Origin of the sequence: Salinivibrio sp. IB868, from assembly GCF_001995655.1 — a bacterium.
Taxonomy (GTDB): domain Bacteria; phylum Pseudomonadota; class Gammaproteobacteria; order Enterobacterales; family Vibrionaceae; genus Salinivibrio; species Salinivibrio siamensis.
On the sequence record NZ_MUEW01000004.1, the window covers coordinates 1 to 16,560 of the forward strand.

Consider the following 16,560-nt stretch of genomic DNA (forward strand, 5'->3'; position numbering starts at 1 on the left):
ACCATTTATTTAATATAAGTATCGAGAATAGACTGTAATTCACCGGCGTTACGCATTGACTCAAACCCGGCATCCAGCGTGGCTTTTATTTCCATGGCTTCTGGATGCTCACGCGAGATCATCATGTGGAACTTATCCCCACTGTTGCCCGGAATAGGTTCAGCTTTCATACCACCGGCGAGATAATCAGTCCCTTGGGAAACTTTAAATCCAGCCAATATTTCGTAACGCGCCAAGAAGACATCACAGCGTCCTGCTTCCGTTTTTTGCACGAGCTGTTCGAAACTTTTTGCTGATTTTCTGACTTTACTGTCGTCAACACCAAAACCGGTATAATTATAGCCAAGTAAGCCACACATTCTTAGGCCGTTTAAATCGTCCACTGAGTTTATATTCAAGCCATTAGGATGTTGGCTTGTCGAATAAATATAGCTAGGCTGTAACGTATAGTAATAATCAGTAAGAAGATAATTTTTATCTCGTTCTTCACTGTACGAAGCACTGAGGGCGATATCATAGTTGCCGGCCTTCGTTTGCAGTACACAACGTTTCCAAGGAGGCATTTCGACCGAAACATCAACCCCTTCTTTGCCGAATATCGCGTCAAGGACGTCAACATCATACCCTTGCACTTGTCCGCCTTTTTCAAAGGTATATGGTGGCCAACCAGCACCGTCTCCACAGGCTTTGAGTGATGATGTCTCTAAAGCGAGCGCTGGCCCAGATAGTAGGGAACCAGTGAGTGCTGTCGCGGCGATTGCGGTTGCAGAAAGTGTCGCTATTTTCATAGTGAACTCCTTTTAGGAAAACTCACCTTAAGTATTGACGATATTCTCCATAATGCGACCTGAATCACTGCATTTTTTACGGATTCAATATAACCACCTCGCCAGGCTTTAACCCCTTACGTACGCGTCCTTGCTTTGTGAGCGATACCAGCCGAGTCTTGGCCTTACCCGCGTCGAGCACCTTCACATAGTTAAGTTGTCCAATTTGATAATACGCATTGCTCGGTAAGTAAAGCACAGGTTCGGACTTTTGTGACACGGTCACTTTTGCAAACATGCCTGGCAGCAAGCTATCGTTAGGATCCGAATGAGGCAGTGTCACCACGACACGATAACTGCGTGAGCTCACATCGGCGGCGGGCGTCATCGTGCGCACCATACCTATCAGCGTTTTATCATAGGTGGGCAATTCAACCGTTAACGATTGGCCAATCGCCACAAAAGGCAAAACAGACTCAGCCATATTCACCGCCGCTTCAATACTGGCAGGGTTATACAGCGATAACATCGCCGCGCCCGGTGTTGCCGTATCACCTTGGTTGATGATCTTTTCCGTGATCACGCCTGAGAAAGGCGCTCGCACCAGACTAAAACCAAATTGGGTTTCTGCCTCGTCCACCGCAGCAAGGGCGCGGCGATAATCAGACTGCGCCGTTTTTAAGCGATTTTCCGCTTCATCAAACTGAGATTGAGGCACCAGCTTTTTCGCCAACAAGGTCTCCATTCGTCGGTAGTCACTGCGCGCGGTATTCAGTTGCGATTGCGCCGAGGCCAAGGCTTGTTGCACTTGGCGAACTTTGGCACTGAGGTCGGCATTATCCAAACGCAGCAACACATCCCCTTGCTCAACGCGGTCACCGACATCAACCAACACTTCCGCGACGGTGGCCGTCATCCGCGCTGCCAGCGTGGCGTTTTGTCGTGCCACTAGCTTACCCGAGAAGGTACGCGTTTGCGGCTGCTCGACCGCTTCCAGTGTTAGCGTTTTCATATCGCTTGCGACAGGTTTGGGGGGCGATTCTGACGCCACTTTCTCGGTAAAGACGCCAGCCATCGCCAAAAATAACACCAATAACCCAGTGCCTAGCACCAGTGCGAGTAAGCCTTTTTTTGCCTTCATGCATCCTCTCCTTCTACTGATAAGCCATGGGTCGGGTGATGTTGATACGCGAGGTTGTACACCACAGGCACAACCAGCAAGGTAAACACGGTAGACGCGGCAATGCCGAAAATAATTGCCCACGCTAAGCCATTGAAAATAGGGTCGAGGGTGATAATCACATTCCCCAATAAGGTGGTGCCGGCGGTAAGCAAAATAGGCCGCATTCGCACCGCGCCCGCTTGTACTAGGGCTTCACTCAGCGCCATGCCTTGTGCAAGTGACTGTTGAATAAATTCAATCAACACCAGTGAGTTACGCACCACAATCCCTGCCAATGCAATCATGCCAATCATCGCGGTGGCGGTGAATAGCGCCGGGTTTGGGTAGTCGTTGATCTCACCGCTTAAGCCATTGAGCAACCAAAAACCCGGCATGATGCCAATCACGGTCAGCGGGATCGCGAGCATAATAATACCCGATACCGCCGGTAGCCCAGTTTGTATCAGCATCACAATAAAGACGCCCAGCAGTGCTGCGCCATAGGCAATCCCCAGATCGCGGAAGACATCAATGGTGATCTTCCACTCTCCTTCACCACTCCATACCACCTCGATACCCTCATCAACTTGCCAGCCATCACCCGCGCCATTATCCAGATAACTACGCGCTGATAGCGGGCGAGCACTATCCGATTCAGGTTGATTAAAGTCGGCCATCACATCGGCGACTACTTCGCCCGGCACGCGTCCAGTGGGTTCGGCGTACACATACACGACGGGGCGCAAGTTTTTATGATAGATAGGCTGATCAACCGGTTGCCGCGTAAAATGACCGAGCTCACTCAAGGCGACCAGCGGCTGCGGCGCATCCACCAAGGCACCTTGAATCGATTGTTTAGCCACTCCAGCCCGACCGCGTACGTGCAGTGCAAGCAGCGCATCAAGTTGATCACGGGCATCTGGCGCAAGTTGCAGCCTCACGGGCAAGGGATCCATTTCATCGGCATCCGCTAAATGGGCCAGCGTGACCCCTTGGTTCGCGGCCCTGAGCGCTTGGTTGATGTCGGCCACGGCAATACCCGACAACGCGGCTTTTTCTTGGTCCACCACAAACTGCCAGCTCGATAGAGGCCCTTGAATACTGGTGCTCACTTCTGACACCAAGGCTTCACGCTTTAATCGCTCGGCCACCTGCGTCGCTTGCGCTTGCAGGGTTGAATAAGGCGTGCTTGGTGAGCCATACACTTCCGCGACAATGGTTGCCAGCACCGGCGGCCCCGGCGGCATTTCCACTAATTGCACCTCGGCATCATATTTTGCTGCGATGGCTTCTAATTCATCACGCATGCGGGTGACCAAGCCATGCGATTGCAACGTGCGCCGGTGCTTATCCACCAGCACCACACGCAGTTCACCCTGGTAAGGCGCTTGGCGAGTAAAGTAATGTCGCACCATGCCATTAAAATCCATCGGTGAGGCGAGCCCGGCAAAGCCGGATACCGACAACACCTCGGCTTGCGTTTGTAGATAACGGTTCATTTCTCGCAGCACGTTGGAGGTATCAACATGATTGGCGGTTTCCGGCAAATCCAGTACCACCTGAAACTCGTTTTTATTGTCATACGGCAAGAGTTTGAGTGGCACGAGGCGCAAAGCAGGCAGCAAGGCGGCGATGACGAACAACACGCCCACTAGCCATAAAAATGCTTTGGCGCGACGATTGTTTTCCAGCAATGGCAGCAACACGCGTCGGTAGCCACGGTACAGCGGCGTGGTCTCTATGCGATAGTCATCACCTTTATTGGAAGCGCGGACAATTTTTTTGGCAAGCCAAGGGGTGACTAAAAACGCTACCAAGGTACTGATCACCACACTGACCGGCACATTGAATGCAAGGGGCGCCATATACGGCCCCATCATGCCGGTGATAAAAAACATCGGGGTAAATACAATCACAATCGCCACCGTCGACATGATCAATGCGCGTTTGATTTCCAACATCGCCAGCACAATCGTGCGTCCACGCGGCTTATTATCATGAGTCAGGTGCCGTTCAATGTTGTCGATACTGGCAATCGGATCATCAACAATCAGTCCCAGCGCCAAAATTAACGCAAACAGGGTGACGCGGTTAATCGAATAGCCAAAGGCTAAATCCAGCCCTAATGCCGCGCCATAACTGATGGGAATGGCAATTGCCACCACTAAGGCACTGCGCCAGTTTAAGAACAAGCCAACAAAGACCACCACGGTGAGCACCGCAATACCGAGGCTGGACACCAAGTTTTTCACTTTGGCATCGGCGGTTTGACCGTAATTGCGAATAACCTCAACGCTCACGCCCTCAGGAAATTGCGTGGCGACCAGATGATTGAGCGTGGCGGTGACATCCTCGGCCACACTCACCGCGTTCGAGCCTTTTTGCTTGGCCACCGAGAGAAACACCGCTGGATGCGGCTGGCTATCATCCGTCGATTGGATCCAGGTATCTGTGGTGGGCTCTTGCGCACCGTCAGATAATTCGGCCACATCCTGCAGGTACACAGGTTTGCCATTGACCACCGCCACCACTAAATGACGTATCTCCTCAAGGCTTTGATACCACTGGCCGGTTTTTAATACATAGCGCTCACCCTGATGCTGAATATCCCCGACATCTCGCTTTTGATGGCTTAATGAGAAGGCATTGGTGAGATCGGACACACTGATCTGATAGCTAGCCATGGCGGCAGGATCGAGCGTGACCAACACCTGACGCGGCACACCACCTACCACCTTCACCGCATTGGTTTCGGGAAGGGCTTTGAGATCCAAAGTGGCCTGCTCGGCAATACGGAGCAGCGCATAATGGTCGAGCTGGTCAGGGTTTTCGCTACGCAGTGCCGCAATCACAATCGGCACATCATCAATTTCCACCGGCTTGATTGCCCATGCGCTCACAGCAGCTGGGATCGCATCTTGATTGGCGTACAGCTTGTTATAAAGTTTCACCAAGGCAGACTCGCGATCTTCACCCACGTAAAAGCGCACCGTGACCAACGCGGAGCCTGCTTGGGTGGTGGAATACACATACTCCACCCCATCAATTTGACTGACTTTTTTCTCGAGCGGCTGCGTCACCTGCTTTGCCACTTGTGGCGCACTCAAACCAGGCGCTTGTACCACCACATCTGCCATTGGCACCACGATTTGCGGATCTTCTTCTTTGGGTGTAAGCCACAGCGCCGCCGCCCCGACCAGCAGTGCGAGCACGATGAGGATAGGCGGGAAGAAGCTGTTCATTACTCGGGTGATCAGCTGACCTTGTGGCTGGGCATCTCGCATATTCGATCCTTTGGCTGATGTCAGTAACGACAAGAAAACGATAAGTAAAAACGCTGAATATTAATTAACTTAGCGCATCGACGGGCAATGAATGTATGCTGATCGCTCAGATTCAGACACATCAGGCACAATAGAGCCGCTGCAAGGTGGCGATAATCGCCGCGACGTGGGGGTCATTGAGCTGATAAAACACCTGCTGGGATGACTTACGTACCTTGACCAGTTGATGCCGCTTTAACACGCTAAGGTGCTGGGAAAACGCCGACTGACTGAGCGACGACCCTTGCAGCAATTGCCCCACGGAGCGCTCTCCGGCCAAAAGCTGGCACAGCACAATTAATCGCTCAGGATGGGCCATCACTTTCAACATGGTCGCCACCAAAGACGCTTGCTCACGCATGGCAACAATGTCCATGTCAGGTATGCTTTCTGCCTCAAACGGCACCGTTGACTCTGCCATCGCCTACTCCTCTCTCGCCAATACTCATAGCTTAGCGCGCCATTTTATTTAGTCAATTCTAATTTAGTTTAAATATTATTAGACTTTTCTAAATATAACTTCTAGAGTGATCCCAGTGCCGACAAACACTGAAGGCGTTCGAGCCAAAGCGGTTCGGTCTGTCGGGGAATCGAATAGAGGATGCAAAGGAGTCTTGCTATGACAATTGATAATGGCGTACGTGTAATCGCTGGCATGATGGTGCTACTTTCTGTCGTGCTTACCCTCACAGTTCACAGCCAATTTGTTTGGCTAACCGTCTTCATTGGCGTAAACCTGATCCAAAGTGCGTTTACAGGGATTTGTCCGGCTGCCTTTTTCCTGAAAAAACTTGGACTAAGCAACGCTTGATGGAGTCATAATGACCAAAATCGTAATTATTGGCGGCGTCGCTGGTGGCGCCTCTGCCGCCGCTCGCGCCCGTCGCTTAAGTGAAGAAGCCGAAATTATCATGTTCGAACGTGGCCCGTACGTCTCGTTCGCTAATTGTGGTTTGCCTTATCATATCGGCGGAGATATTACCGATCGCAGTAAACTCTTGCTGCAAACCCCAGATAGTTTTCGTGCCCGCTTTAATGTGGATGTGCGCATCAACAGCACAGTCACTGCGATTAATCGCGAGGCCAAAACCGTTACCGTCACCCGTGCCGATGGTAGCAATTATCAAGAAAGCTACGACAAGTTGTTGTTAAGCCCAGGTGCGGCCCCCATCATGCCGCCCATTCCTGGCTTAGATAACCCGCTGACCCACTCGCTCCGCAATATTCCAGATATGGATGCGATTTTGCATACCATTGATATGAATAACCCCAGCCATGCGACTGTCGTTGGCGGAGGATTTATTGGCCTTGAGATGATGGAAGCGCTGCATCAACGCGGGATTAAAACCACCCTATTGGAGATGGCCGATCAGGTCATGACGCCAGTTGATCGCGAAATGGCCGGCTTTGCCCACCAGAGCATTCGCGATCAAGGAGTGGATTTACGCCTAGGCACAGCGCTGGAGACCGCCGAGTTTATTCCCACCACGCATGTCGCCAGTGATGATGCCGGCGAGCCGAGTGAGCCGCAACACCTAGAAGGCGCTTTACGTCTGACACTTAACAATGGCGACAAACTGGATACCGAGCTTTTGATTATGGCGGTTGGCGTTAAGCCTGAAGTCACGCTGGCGCAACAAGCGGGCCTTGCCATTGGTGAAAAAGGCGGCATTGTGGTCAACAGCACCATGCAGACCCAAGACCCCGACATTTACGCGGTCGGCGATGCAGTCGAAGAAATCGACTTTGTGACCCATAAACCGACGTTAGTACCACTGGCAGGTCCGGCGAACCGTCAAGGGCGGATGGCCGCTGACAACATGCTAGGAAGCACTGAGCATTATCTTGGCACCCAAGGCACCGCCATCTGTAAAGTGTTCGATCTCGCCGTCGCCTCGGTGGGCCAAAACGAGAAACAACTCAAGCACGCTGATATCGACTATCAAAAGGTCTATGTTCACGCCGCCAGTCATGCCGGTTATTATCCTGGCGCGGAAATCGTCTCATTTAAGCTGCTGTTTGCCCCAGATACCGGCGCGATTTTAGGCGCACAAGCGGTGGGTAAAGATGGCATTGATAAGCGCATTGATGTCATGGCGGTCGCGCAGCGTGCTGGTATGACAGTCGAGCAGCTTCAACACTTAGAGTTGACTTACGCGCCACCTTACGGTAGTGCCAAAGATGTGATTAACCAAGCGGCCTTTGTGGCCACCAATATTCTTAAAGGTGACGCGACGCCGATCCACTTTGATGAGTTAGAAAAGCTTACCGACGATCAAGTGCTACTCGATGTGCGCAATGCGCCAGAGCGCGAAAACAGCCAGTACATTGAAGGCGATGTGCATATTCCGGTCGACGAGCTGCGCGGACGCATTAATGAGCTGCCAAAAGACAAAGAAATTGTGGTGTACTGCCAAGTCGGTCTGCGCGGCAACGTCGCCTACCGCCAGCTAGTCAACAATGGCTTTAAAGCCCGCAACTTAATTGGTGGCTATCGCACCTACAAATTCGCCACAGCGTAGTGCGAACACTATGTTCAAATTCAACTGGGTGACCCCACATGGGTCACCTTTTTTATGCTCGCCAGTAAACGGTTACGAAAACAACCCAGACGACAAATAACGATCGCCGCGATCGCAAACAATGGCCACCACCACAGAGCCGGGTTCGGCTTTGGCGACTTGCAGGGCCGCAAACACGGCACCACCCGAGCTAACCCCTGCACAAATACCCTCTTCTCTGGCGAGGGCGCGCGCGGTCTCTTTCGCATCTTGCTCGGAAATGTCCATCACTGCATCAATGTGCTCGTCGGTATAAATGCCGGGAAGATATTCAGCTGGCCAGCGGCGAATACCAGGAATCGCGCTCCCCTCTGTCGGTTGTAAACCAATGGTTTTAATCGCGGAATTTTGCATTTTTAAGTACTTTGAGGTTCCCACAATGGTACCTGTGGTGCCCATGCTGGCAATAAAGTGGGTGATTTGTTGCTGACTCTGTTGCCAAATTTCTGGCCCCGTACCCATTAAATGCGCCCGCCAGTTATCCGGGTTATTGAACTGATCCAACACTTTGCCCTTGCCCTGTGCTTGCATGGATAAAGCTAAATCGCGAGCGCCCTCCATCCCCGCCGCTTGAGAGACGAGGATCAACTCACTGCCATAGGCTCGCATGGCATCTTTGCGCTCCTGTGTGGCGTTTTCAGGCATGATTAAAATCAGTCGATAACCTTTAATCGCCGCCGCCATCGCCAACGCGATCCCTGTGTTGCCACTGGTCGCTTCAATCAAGGTATCGCCGGGTTGGATATCACCCCGCGCTTCTGCCTGCACGATCATATTGAGTGCGGGTCTGTCTTTCACCGAACCGGCCGGATTATTGCCCTCGAGTTTGACTAAAACAGTGCTGCCTGTGGCTGCGGCTAACCGCTGCAAGCGCACCAAAGGGGTCTGACCCACATAGTCTTCAAGCGTGGGGAAATCAGCCACGTTGTTTACCTCTTCATGTTTCATGAATTGCCTGCCTGATGGATGCTCTCAACACCGCGTAAGAGACTGTCTACCGCCACATCCTACAAGGAGGCTTGATACGACACGCAGACATTTTTTCACTAACATATACAAAATGGTTATATTTAAACTGTTTTTTATTCCCTTCAATTGCTTTTATTCTGTGACCTATCCCAACTTTCTTTGCTGATCACAGCAACAAACGGCCATCAAGGATTTAACAATGAAGGTATTCAAAACTCTGGCTCTTTCGGCCTTGCTTGCCACCAGCGCGGCGCCGGTATCTGCCGCCGAGCAAACCCTCTTGAATTCATCTTACGATATCGCACGTGAGCTTTTTGCTGATTACAATCCGCTGTTTTCAGCGCACTGGCAAGAAAAAACCGGAGAATCGGTGACCATTAAGCAGTCTCATGGTGGCTCCTCGGCGCAGGCGCGTGCCATCATGCAAGGGCTGCAAGCGGATGTTGTCACCTTCAACCAAGTAACGGATGTGCAGGTGTTGTACGATCGCGGCAAGTTGATCGATAAAAACTGGAAAGAGAATTTCCCCAACAGTAGCTCGCCGTACTACTCCACCACCGCGTTTTTGGTGCGCAAGGGCAACCCAAAGAGCATTGAAAATTGGGATGATTTAGCCAAGGACGACGTTGCCTCTGTCTTCCCCAACCCAAAAACCTCTGGTAACGCCCGATATACCTACCTTGCCGCACTCGGTTATGCACAAAAGGCATTCGGCAAAGATAACACCGAGCAGCAAGACCAATTTTTGAAACAGCTTCTCGCCAATGTGGCGGTGTTTGATACCGGCGGCCGCGGCGCAACCACCTCGTTTGTTGAACGCGGAATTGGCGATGTGCTGGTCACCTTTGAATCAGAGGTCAATAATATCCGCCAGCAATATGGCAGTGATAAATACGATATTGTGGTGCCTAAAACCTCGATTTTGGCCGAGTTCCCCGTCGCCGTGGTCGAGCGCAACGCCAAACGCAACGGCACTACCAAGCTGGCGACCGAGTATTTGTCTTACCTTTACAGCGAAAAAGCACAACGCTTACTGGCCGATTTTAACTACCGCGTCCATCATCCTGACGTGGTCAAAGACAATGCCGATCGTTTCCCTGAAGTCGAATTGCTGACCGTGGAAGCTATCGCAGGGAGTTGGGACCAGGCCATGAAAACGCACTTTGCCAGTGGCGGAAAACTCGACCAACTACAACGCCGTTAATGTTTTCTAGGTATTGAGACGCTATGCCATCGCTATCGTATCAACGCCAATCCACACCTTGGGCAGCACGTCAGCAGCGCGTGCTGCCCGGGTTTGGCATCAGTTTGGGCGTGTCTTTGCTGTTCATCAGCTTAATCCTGCTGTTACCGGCCAGCGGCCTTATCATGCAAACCAGCCAAATGAGTTGGCAAGAATACTGGTTTGCCATCACTGACCCACGGATTGTTGCCAGTTATAAAGTCACAGCCGGTGCGGCGCTGATTGCCTCACTACTAAATGGTGTGATTGGCCTGCTCTTTGCGTGGGTGCTGGTGCGATACGATTTTGCAGGCAAACGCTTGGTCGATGCGCTGGTTGATTTGCCGTTTGCCCTGCCCACCGCCGTTGCCGGTGTCACGCTCGCCACCCTGTACGCCGATAACGGCTGGATAGGCAGTGTGCTTGCTAACGTCGGTATCCAAGTTGCTTACACGCCGCTTGGGGTCGTGATTGCCATGATGTTTACCAGCTTGCCGTTTGTGGTGCGTACCGTCCAACCCGTGTTGGAGGAAATTTCCCAAGAGGAAGAAGAGGCCGGTACTGTGCTCGGGGCGAGCGACGCTGCGGTATTTTGGCGGATTATTCTGCCGACCATCAAGCCAGCGTTGTTAGTGGGTGTGGCCTTATCGTTTACCCGCAGCTTGGGCGAGTTCGGCGCGGTCATTTTTATTGCTGGCAATATGCCCTACGTCAGCGAGATCACGTCGCTAATGATCTTTGTTCGCTTGCAAGAATTTGACTTTCCAGCGGCTAGCGCCATTGCCTCGGTGATCTTGATGGCATCCCTGTCATTGTTATTTGCCATTAACCTTTGGCAAGGTCGCTACTTAAAGCGCATTCACGGGCGATAAGGACACCTTATGAGTACAAACACGGTGAGAATCGGTGATACCCCATGGATCAGGCGCAGTTTAATCGCGCTTATGCTGCTGCTCGTGGCGCTGGTGTTGGTTGTGCCACTGGTAAGCATCTTTTCCATTGCCTTCGCCGATGGCATCACAAGTTATTTTCAGCATTTACTCGCGCCCGATACCCACCACGCGATTGGCCTTACATTGTTGGTGGCCGTTCTCACGGTGCCCATCAACCTCGTATTTGGCGTGATGTTGGCATGGGCCGTTACTCGCTTCCAGTTTCCGGGGCGAAAACTGATCACCACCTTGATTGATATCCCGTTTGCCGTGTCGCCCGTGGTCGCAGGCTTACTCTATTTGCTGCTTTATGGCAGTAACGGCTGGCTAGGCGCGTGGCTATTTGAGCATGATCTTCAAGTAATGTTTGCCCTACCCGGCATTGTGTTGGTCACTATTTTTGTTACCTGCCCTTTTGTCGCCCGCGAGCTGATCCCGATCATGCAACAGCAAGGACAAGCAGAGGAAGAAGCGGCGGTGGTGTTAGGCGCATCATGGTGGCAGCTTTTTCGCCGCGTCACCTTGCCCAATATTAAGTGGGCCCTCATCTACGGGGTCATTTTGACTAATGCGCGCGCCATCGGCGAGTTTGGTGCGGTCGCTGTGGTGTCAGGCAGCATTCGCGGTCAAACCAATACCCTGCCTTTGCAGGTACAGCTGCTCTATGAGGACTACCAAACCCAAGCGGCGTTTGCCTGTGCGTCATTACTTGCCTTTATGGCTCTCGCCACCTTGGCGCTAAAAGCTTTGGTGGAATGGCGTCAGCGTCGTGTGCACGCCAGTACCGCGCCGATGGATGAAAGCAGTGCATCAACGCCTGCCCACTTAACCTTACAAACGAACCAGAGTGAGCCGTAAGCCATGCGCATTCAACTGAACGATATCACCAAACACTTTGGCCAATTCCAAGCGTTATCGCCGTTATCACTCACCATTGAGCAAGGTGAAATGATGGGGCTGCTTGGCCCCTCAGGATCCGGGAAAACCACTTTATTGCGTATTATTGCCGGATTAGAAAGCAGTAACAGCGGCCAGATCCTGTTTGGAGAGCGCGATGTCACCCGCGTTCATGTGCGAGATCGCCGTGTCGGGTTTGTTTTTCAAAACTATGCCTTGTTTAAACACATGACGGTGGCGGAGAACATCGCCTTTGGCTTGCAAGTGATGCCGCGGCGCGAGCGTCCTTCACCGGCCACGATGACACAAAGGGTTAATCAACTGCTTGAAGTCGTGCAGTTAGGCCACCTGGGTCAGCGGTATCCCGAACAATTATCAGGCGGGCAAAAGCAACGTATCGCGCTGGCGCGAGCGTTAGCGACACAGCCGGAAATCCTGTTGCTTGATGAGCCATTTGGGGCATTAGATGCCCAAGTGCGCAAAGAGTTACGCCAATGGTTACGCCGACTGCACGATGAAATGGCTTTTACCAGTGTGTTTGTTACCCACGACCAAGACGAAGCACTGGAACTATCGGATCGCGTGGTGGTGATGAGTAACGGTCAAATTGAACAAGTCGACAGCCCGGTTGATCTATATGCTGCGCCGAAAAGTCGCTTTGTGTTTGATTTTTTGGGGAATGTAAATGTCTTTTCCGGTGCCTATCAACAAGGCGTCTGGAAAAATGGCAATGCCTTTATCCAACCCGCACTAAACACGCACACCCAACAATCAGGCACTTTGTATGTGCGCAGCCATGAGTTAACTCTGGCCGATAAACCCAATAGCCAACTCTCGCTGCCCATGCGTGTGGTCTCTATCAATCCAGTCGGTGCCGAGGTGCGGGTTTCACTCGCTCCACAAGGCTGGGAGAGTGAACAACTGTGGGAGGCCACCTTGACCCATCATGCGTGGCAAGCCGCAGCGTATCAAAAGGGCGATACCGTGTATGCGATGCCGCACCGCGGATATTTTTTCAACGGCACTGACATGGAGCCACAACGCCTTAATTGGCCATTTTTGGCGAAAGATAGCTTGGTATACGATATTTAATGGTTTTGCGGGTAAATCTTGGCGGTGCTTTATCAACTCTCTACTCAGTATCCGCCTTTCAAACAGACATCGCCACTTTCAATTCGGATAGCGAAGAAGGGTAGCCTAGGTAATAACCTTGTGCATATTCGCACTCAAAGCTTTTCAACAATGCAAGCTGAGTGTCCGTTTCCACGCCTTCAGCCACCACGTTAATGTCAAGTCGTTTGGCAATATCAATAATACCTGCAGTGATCGCTTTGGCACGACTGTCGGTTTCCATCGATTGGATGAAACTACGGTCAATCTTGATCTCATCGACGTTGATTCGGTTAAACATCCCTAAAGAGGTATATCCCACACCAAAATCATCAATGGAGAAAGCCACGCCATGGCGTTTGAGGGTATCAACCACTCGTGCGCACTCAAGAATATCATCAAGTGCCGCGGTTTCGGTTATTTCTAGGCACAGGTAACGCGCGAATTCTGGATTCAGTTGCAAGTAGTCATCAATACGCCGGATCGCACTCTCACTATTAAACTCAACCGCAGAAATATTAACCGACACACGCTGAATGACAGTTCCCAACAGACCGCTATCATGTAACTGCTTGGCAGCTTTTTCGAGCACGAGCGCCGTTAGGTCTTCGCAAAACCCCTGCTCTTCGGCGAGCGTGATAAACGTACTCGGTGGCACCACACCATAGGTTTCATGGGTCCATCTCGCCAATACTTCTAAGCCGGTTAGCTCGCCTGATGCCAAGCGATATTGCGGCTGAAAGACAACCTCAATCTCTTTGTTATTGATTGCAATCCTGAGTGCGGAAACGAGCTGCCTACGCTTTTGAGCTTGCTCAGTTAAATGAATATCATGATACGTTATCGCCCCTTTGCGCTTTTTGGCATCATTCAGGGCGCGCGTAGCCGCCGTCATCAAGGTGGCGGCATCGTCACCATCAGGCCCAAATAACGCCACCCCTATCGAGCAAGTGGCTTTTTGATCGTATCGTTGCAAATGACGATGACACTCACGGTGCAACCTATCAATATAAAGGGCCATATCGCTAGCACCGTCTAACGCTACAAGGCAGGCAAAGCGGTCTGCATGGACGCGCGACGTGAGTTTATCGAATAGCGTTGATACCTCAATGGCATGAGCCATGTCAGACAACAGGTGATTGGTACGTTCAAACCCAAGTTTATTGGTGAGTGATGTAAACCCATCAATGTCGATAATCACCAAAACATACGAGGTTTGTTGATCCCGTGGGGCAAGCAAAGTATCGACATGACGCATAAACACAGAGGGACTGTGCAAGCCGGTCACACTATCAATGTCACTCGCTCGCTCTAACGCTAGGTTATTCTTTCTCGCCAAGCGCCAGAGCATAATCGATGTCACCACCACAAAGAAATGCCCTTTGAATGCTTGCGCCAATTCGTACATCTCTAGGCTGGCTGTTACAGCAGTTACCACACGATCGGAGAACAAGATCCACAAGGTCGCAAAAAAGAAATAGATAAACGCCAGCTTCAGTGCGTAGTAGTTCGTTTTTTTCATTGTGGTTCCCGTGCGATGACGTCCATTCAACCTTTTTGCAACACCCTACCTCACGCCCACCGTGACGCAAAGTGAAGGAGGCGGCAATAAAACCGACCTCTTTCAATCCATTATTAAAAATGAGACAGCGCTTTTAAAGTGTGTAACTGCATATTAGGTCTAATGTTAGTTGTTCGCCAGAAAAAACGACAATAAACAACCTACTAATTGATAAACGCCTTCCATCTCTATCAGCCATCTCATCAATGATTAGGCGTTAGACTACCTAGCATCAATCCAACACAGTCCGGTAAAGCGTCATACATTACCCCGCCGCGCCATCTGCGCGTGCTTGGCTCAGCATAGGGCCAAATCGCACCGCAAACCAGCCATAGCTGATCGTCCAAAGCAGTGCTGATGCAGCAACAAGCTCTAGGGTATAAACGGGCCAAAACCACATGCCAAATACACGGACGAGGGCTGAAATGAGTAAGGCATAAAAGAGCCAAGAAACAGTGGGACCTTGATAGACATTGCGCCCAGTATGGCCGAGCGTGACTCGCACAATCATGGCCAAGACAACGCCACCGAGCGCACCTATCGCGAATAAGTGCCAGATAAGATTTGATGCCCAGGGGTTAATCACCAAGGCTTTTAATAACAAGCCAAGCGGTAAAAAGAGATAGAATAGGTGCAGCGAGAACAGCATAGGTACCTGGTACGCTCTCCAACCTTTCCAGCGGTAAAGCCGAACACATTGCGCAATACCCGCTGTAAGCAGCAACCCACGCGCGACCATGTTATCAGTGCCGGACACCAAAGTGACGCCAATCAGTAGCACAAACAGAGCGATAATCGCTCGCTCTAGCCACACAGGTGGGCTGGACACCTGTATACCCAACTTCTTCTCCGTGAAAAACGGGATCACACGGCCACCCATTACGCTAATAAGCAGCATGAACCACAACAAAGTACTGTGCCAAACTTGATTAATGGGTAGTGAGACTTCCCCTAGCAGTACGCCGTAAGACAATGCGTTAAGTAAGGCCGCCACCGCTAAAATAGGAATAAACAGGTAATTGCGCTGACGCTTAGTCACTACCACGCGATAACCCAACGACCATGCCACGCAGGCCATAAACAGGGTATCAAGTACAAGGCTCGACCAAATTGGGACATCCACCCAGAAGCTCAACCGCGCCAACAGCCATAATGAAAAAATGGCGAAAAGCTTCAGCCCTCGGGTACCTGGCACACCCGTCCAGTTTTGCACCGCCGTCATTAAGAACCCACCGACAATGGCCATCGAAAACCCAAACAGCATCTCGTGGGCATGCCACCAAAGGGAGGGAACGGTCAGTGAAACCATTCCAGGATGCGTGTAAAGCCCACTCCATATAATAATAACCAGACATGAGTAGAGAGCACCAAAGAGGAAGAAGGGCCGAAAGCCCAATCGAAGCAACGGTGGGATCTTATCTTCTTTTTGTTTGTCGGTGACATTCAGTAGCATGGTAAAGCACTCCATAGGAGAATTTCGATGATGTCACCCTAGCACACACGAAAACACTGCCTTTGATATTAAACAAATTCAAACCACTTTAATGTGCTACAAAAAATAGGGTTATTATATCTATTGAGTAACCGATTTCCGTCTTGTCGTGTCACTCGGTCAAGGCCGTCAATAGAAGAAGAAACCCAAACTACTGAATAAGACCACACCACTGAAATATAATTACAAAATTGTCATTTAGCACAGATATTAATTAAACATTGATCACAAATAAAACAATAACTATGCTCTAAACATACCAATATGTAATTTAGTTACACATAAGGAGCGTGCTATGTTATCTGCGATTAAGGAACTTTTTACCCCTCATAAAGATTATGCGGGCCGACATATTGACGCCGTTATCGATCGATTAGCGGCACAAACAGGGACAGAGCCTCATGTTTGGTCTTACCTTCGAGAGCAAGCCGTGTACGAAAACACGCTCAATGGTATGCGGGTATATCCTCATGAGCTCAGAAAGTACGCGGCCTAGAACAAACTGTTCCTAGAACACCAACAGATTTTGCGTCGTGCTGCTGTAAGGTTCGTGCTAGACTCCAC

14 protein-coding genes are annotated in these 16,560 nt (G+C 50.9%); 7 read left to right on the forward strand and 7 right to left on the reverse strand.

The features are described 5' to 3' along the window. Positions 1 to 5: 5 nt before the first annotated feature. From BZG20_RS05550 to BZG20_RS05565, 4 genes are all read right to left on the reverse strand, one after another. Positions 6 to 788 (reverse strand): transporter substrate-binding domain-containing protein, encoded by a 783-nt coding sequence (locus BZG20_RS05550; protein ID WP_077578353.1) that lies wholly within the window; start codon positions 786 to 788, stop codon positions 6 to 8. Positions 789 to 864: 76 nt separating this feature from the next. Continuing rightward, on the reverse strand, positions 865 to 1,908 hold the full coding sequence (locus BZG20_RS05555; RefSeq protein ID WP_077578354.1) for an efflux RND transporter periplasmic adaptor subunit: 1,044 nt from the start codon (positions 1,906 to 1,908) through the stop codon (positions 865 to 867). After that, positions 1,905 to 5,213, reverse strand: coding sequence for an efflux RND transporter permease subunit (locus BZG20_RS05560; RefSeq protein WP_077578355.1), 3,309 nt, complete (start codon positions 5,211 to 5,213; stop codon positions 1,905 to 1,907). Before BZG20_RS05560 ends, BZG20_RS05555 begins: the two co-directional genes overlap by 4 nt. Positions 5,214 to 5,334: 121 nt before the next feature. Next, a complete protein-coding gene (locus BZG20_RS05565) occupies positions 5,335 to 5,673 on the reverse strand; it encodes a metalloregulator ArsR/SmtB family transcription factor (protein ID WP_241829520.1) in 339 nt (112 codons plus the stop codon). Positions 5,674 to 5,871: 198 nt separating this feature from the next. Between BZG20_RS05565 and BZG20_RS05570 the strand changes: the two genes are divergently transcribed. Both BZG20_RS05570 and BZG20_RS05575 read left to right on the forward strand, forming a co-directional pair. After that, entirely contained in the window at positions 5,872 to 6,063 is a 192-nt protein-coding gene (locus BZG20_RS05570) for a DUF2892 domain-containing protein (protein ID WP_077578356.1), read from the forward strand. Between the two features lie 10 nt (positions 6,064 to 6,073). Further along, positions 6,074 to 7,774, forward strand: coding sequence for an FAD-dependent oxidoreductase (locus tag BZG20_RS05575; protein WP_077578357.1), 1,701 nt, complete (start codon positions 6,074 to 6,076; stop codon positions 7,772 to 7,774). A gap of 72 nt (positions 7,775 to 7,846) precedes the next feature. On the opposite strand, the gene cysM is transcribed toward BZG20_RS05575, so the two are convergent. After that, the gene (gene cysM / locus BZG20_RS05580) at positions 7,847 to 8,737 is read right to left on the reverse strand and encodes a cysteine synthase CysM (protein ID WP_077578501.1); all 891 of its coding nucleotides are present in this window, start codon (positions 8,735 to 8,737) and stop codon (positions 7,847 to 7,849) included. A 244-nt stretch (positions 8,738 to 8,981) separates the two neighbouring features. Between cysM and cysP the strand changes: the two genes are divergently transcribed. The 4 genes from cysP to BZG20_RS05600 are packed head-to-tail and all read left to right on the forward strand — an operon-like array spanning position 8,982 to position 12,925. Then, entirely contained in the window at positions 8,982 to 9,986 is a 1,005-nt protein-coding gene (gene cysP / locus BZG20_RS05585; protein ID WP_077578358.1) for a thiosulfate ABC transporter substrate-binding protein CysP, read from the forward strand. Positions 9,987 to 10,009: 23 nt separating this feature from the next. After that, the gene (gene cysT / locus BZG20_RS05590) at positions 10,010 to 10,876 is read left to right on the forward strand and encodes a sulfate ABC transporter permease subunit CysT (RefSeq protein WP_077578359.1); all 867 of its coding nucleotides are present in this window, start codon (positions 10,010 to 10,012) and stop codon (positions 10,874 to 10,876) included. Between the two features lie 9 nt (positions 10,877 to 10,885). After that, positions 10,886 to 11,794, forward strand: coding sequence for a sulfate ABC transporter permease subunit CysW (gene cysW / locus BZG20_RS05595; protein WP_077578360.1), 909 nt, complete (start codon positions 10,886 to 10,888; stop codon positions 11,792 to 11,794). A gap of 3 nt (positions 11,795 to 11,797) precedes the next feature. After that, positions 11,798 to 12,925 (forward strand): TOBE-like domain-containing protein, encoded by a 1,128-nt coding sequence (locus BZG20_RS05600; RefSeq protein ID WP_077578361.1) that lies wholly within the window; start codon positions 11,798 to 11,800, stop codon positions 12,923 to 12,925. Between the two features lie 58 nt (positions 12,926 to 12,983). Here BZG20_RS05600 and BZG20_RS05605 read toward each other — a convergent pair whose 3' ends face one another. Together BZG20_RS05605 and BZG20_RS05610 are read right to left on the reverse strand one after the other, a co-directional pair. Then, a complete protein-coding gene (locus BZG20_RS05605) occupies positions 12,984 to 14,465 on the reverse strand; it encodes a bifunctional diguanylate cyclase/phosphodiesterase (RefSeq protein WP_077578362.1) in 1,482 nt (493 codons plus the stop codon). A 304-nt stretch (positions 14,466 to 14,769) separates the two neighbouring features. Beyond that, positions 14,770 to 15,957, reverse strand: a complete 1,188-nt coding sequence (locus BZG20_RS05610) for an NnrS family protein (RefSeq protein WP_158010021.1) — start codon at positions 15,955 to 15,957, stop codon at positions 14,770 to 14,772. Between the two features lie 334 nt (positions 15,958 to 16,291). Between BZG20_RS05610 and BZG20_RS05615 the strand changes: the two genes are divergently transcribed. Then, a complete protein-coding gene (locus tag BZG20_RS05615; protein WP_077578364.1) occupies positions 16,292 to 16,492 on the forward strand; it encodes a hypothetical protein in 201 nt (66 codons plus the stop codon). Positions 16,493 to 16,560 lie beyond the last annotated feature (68 nt).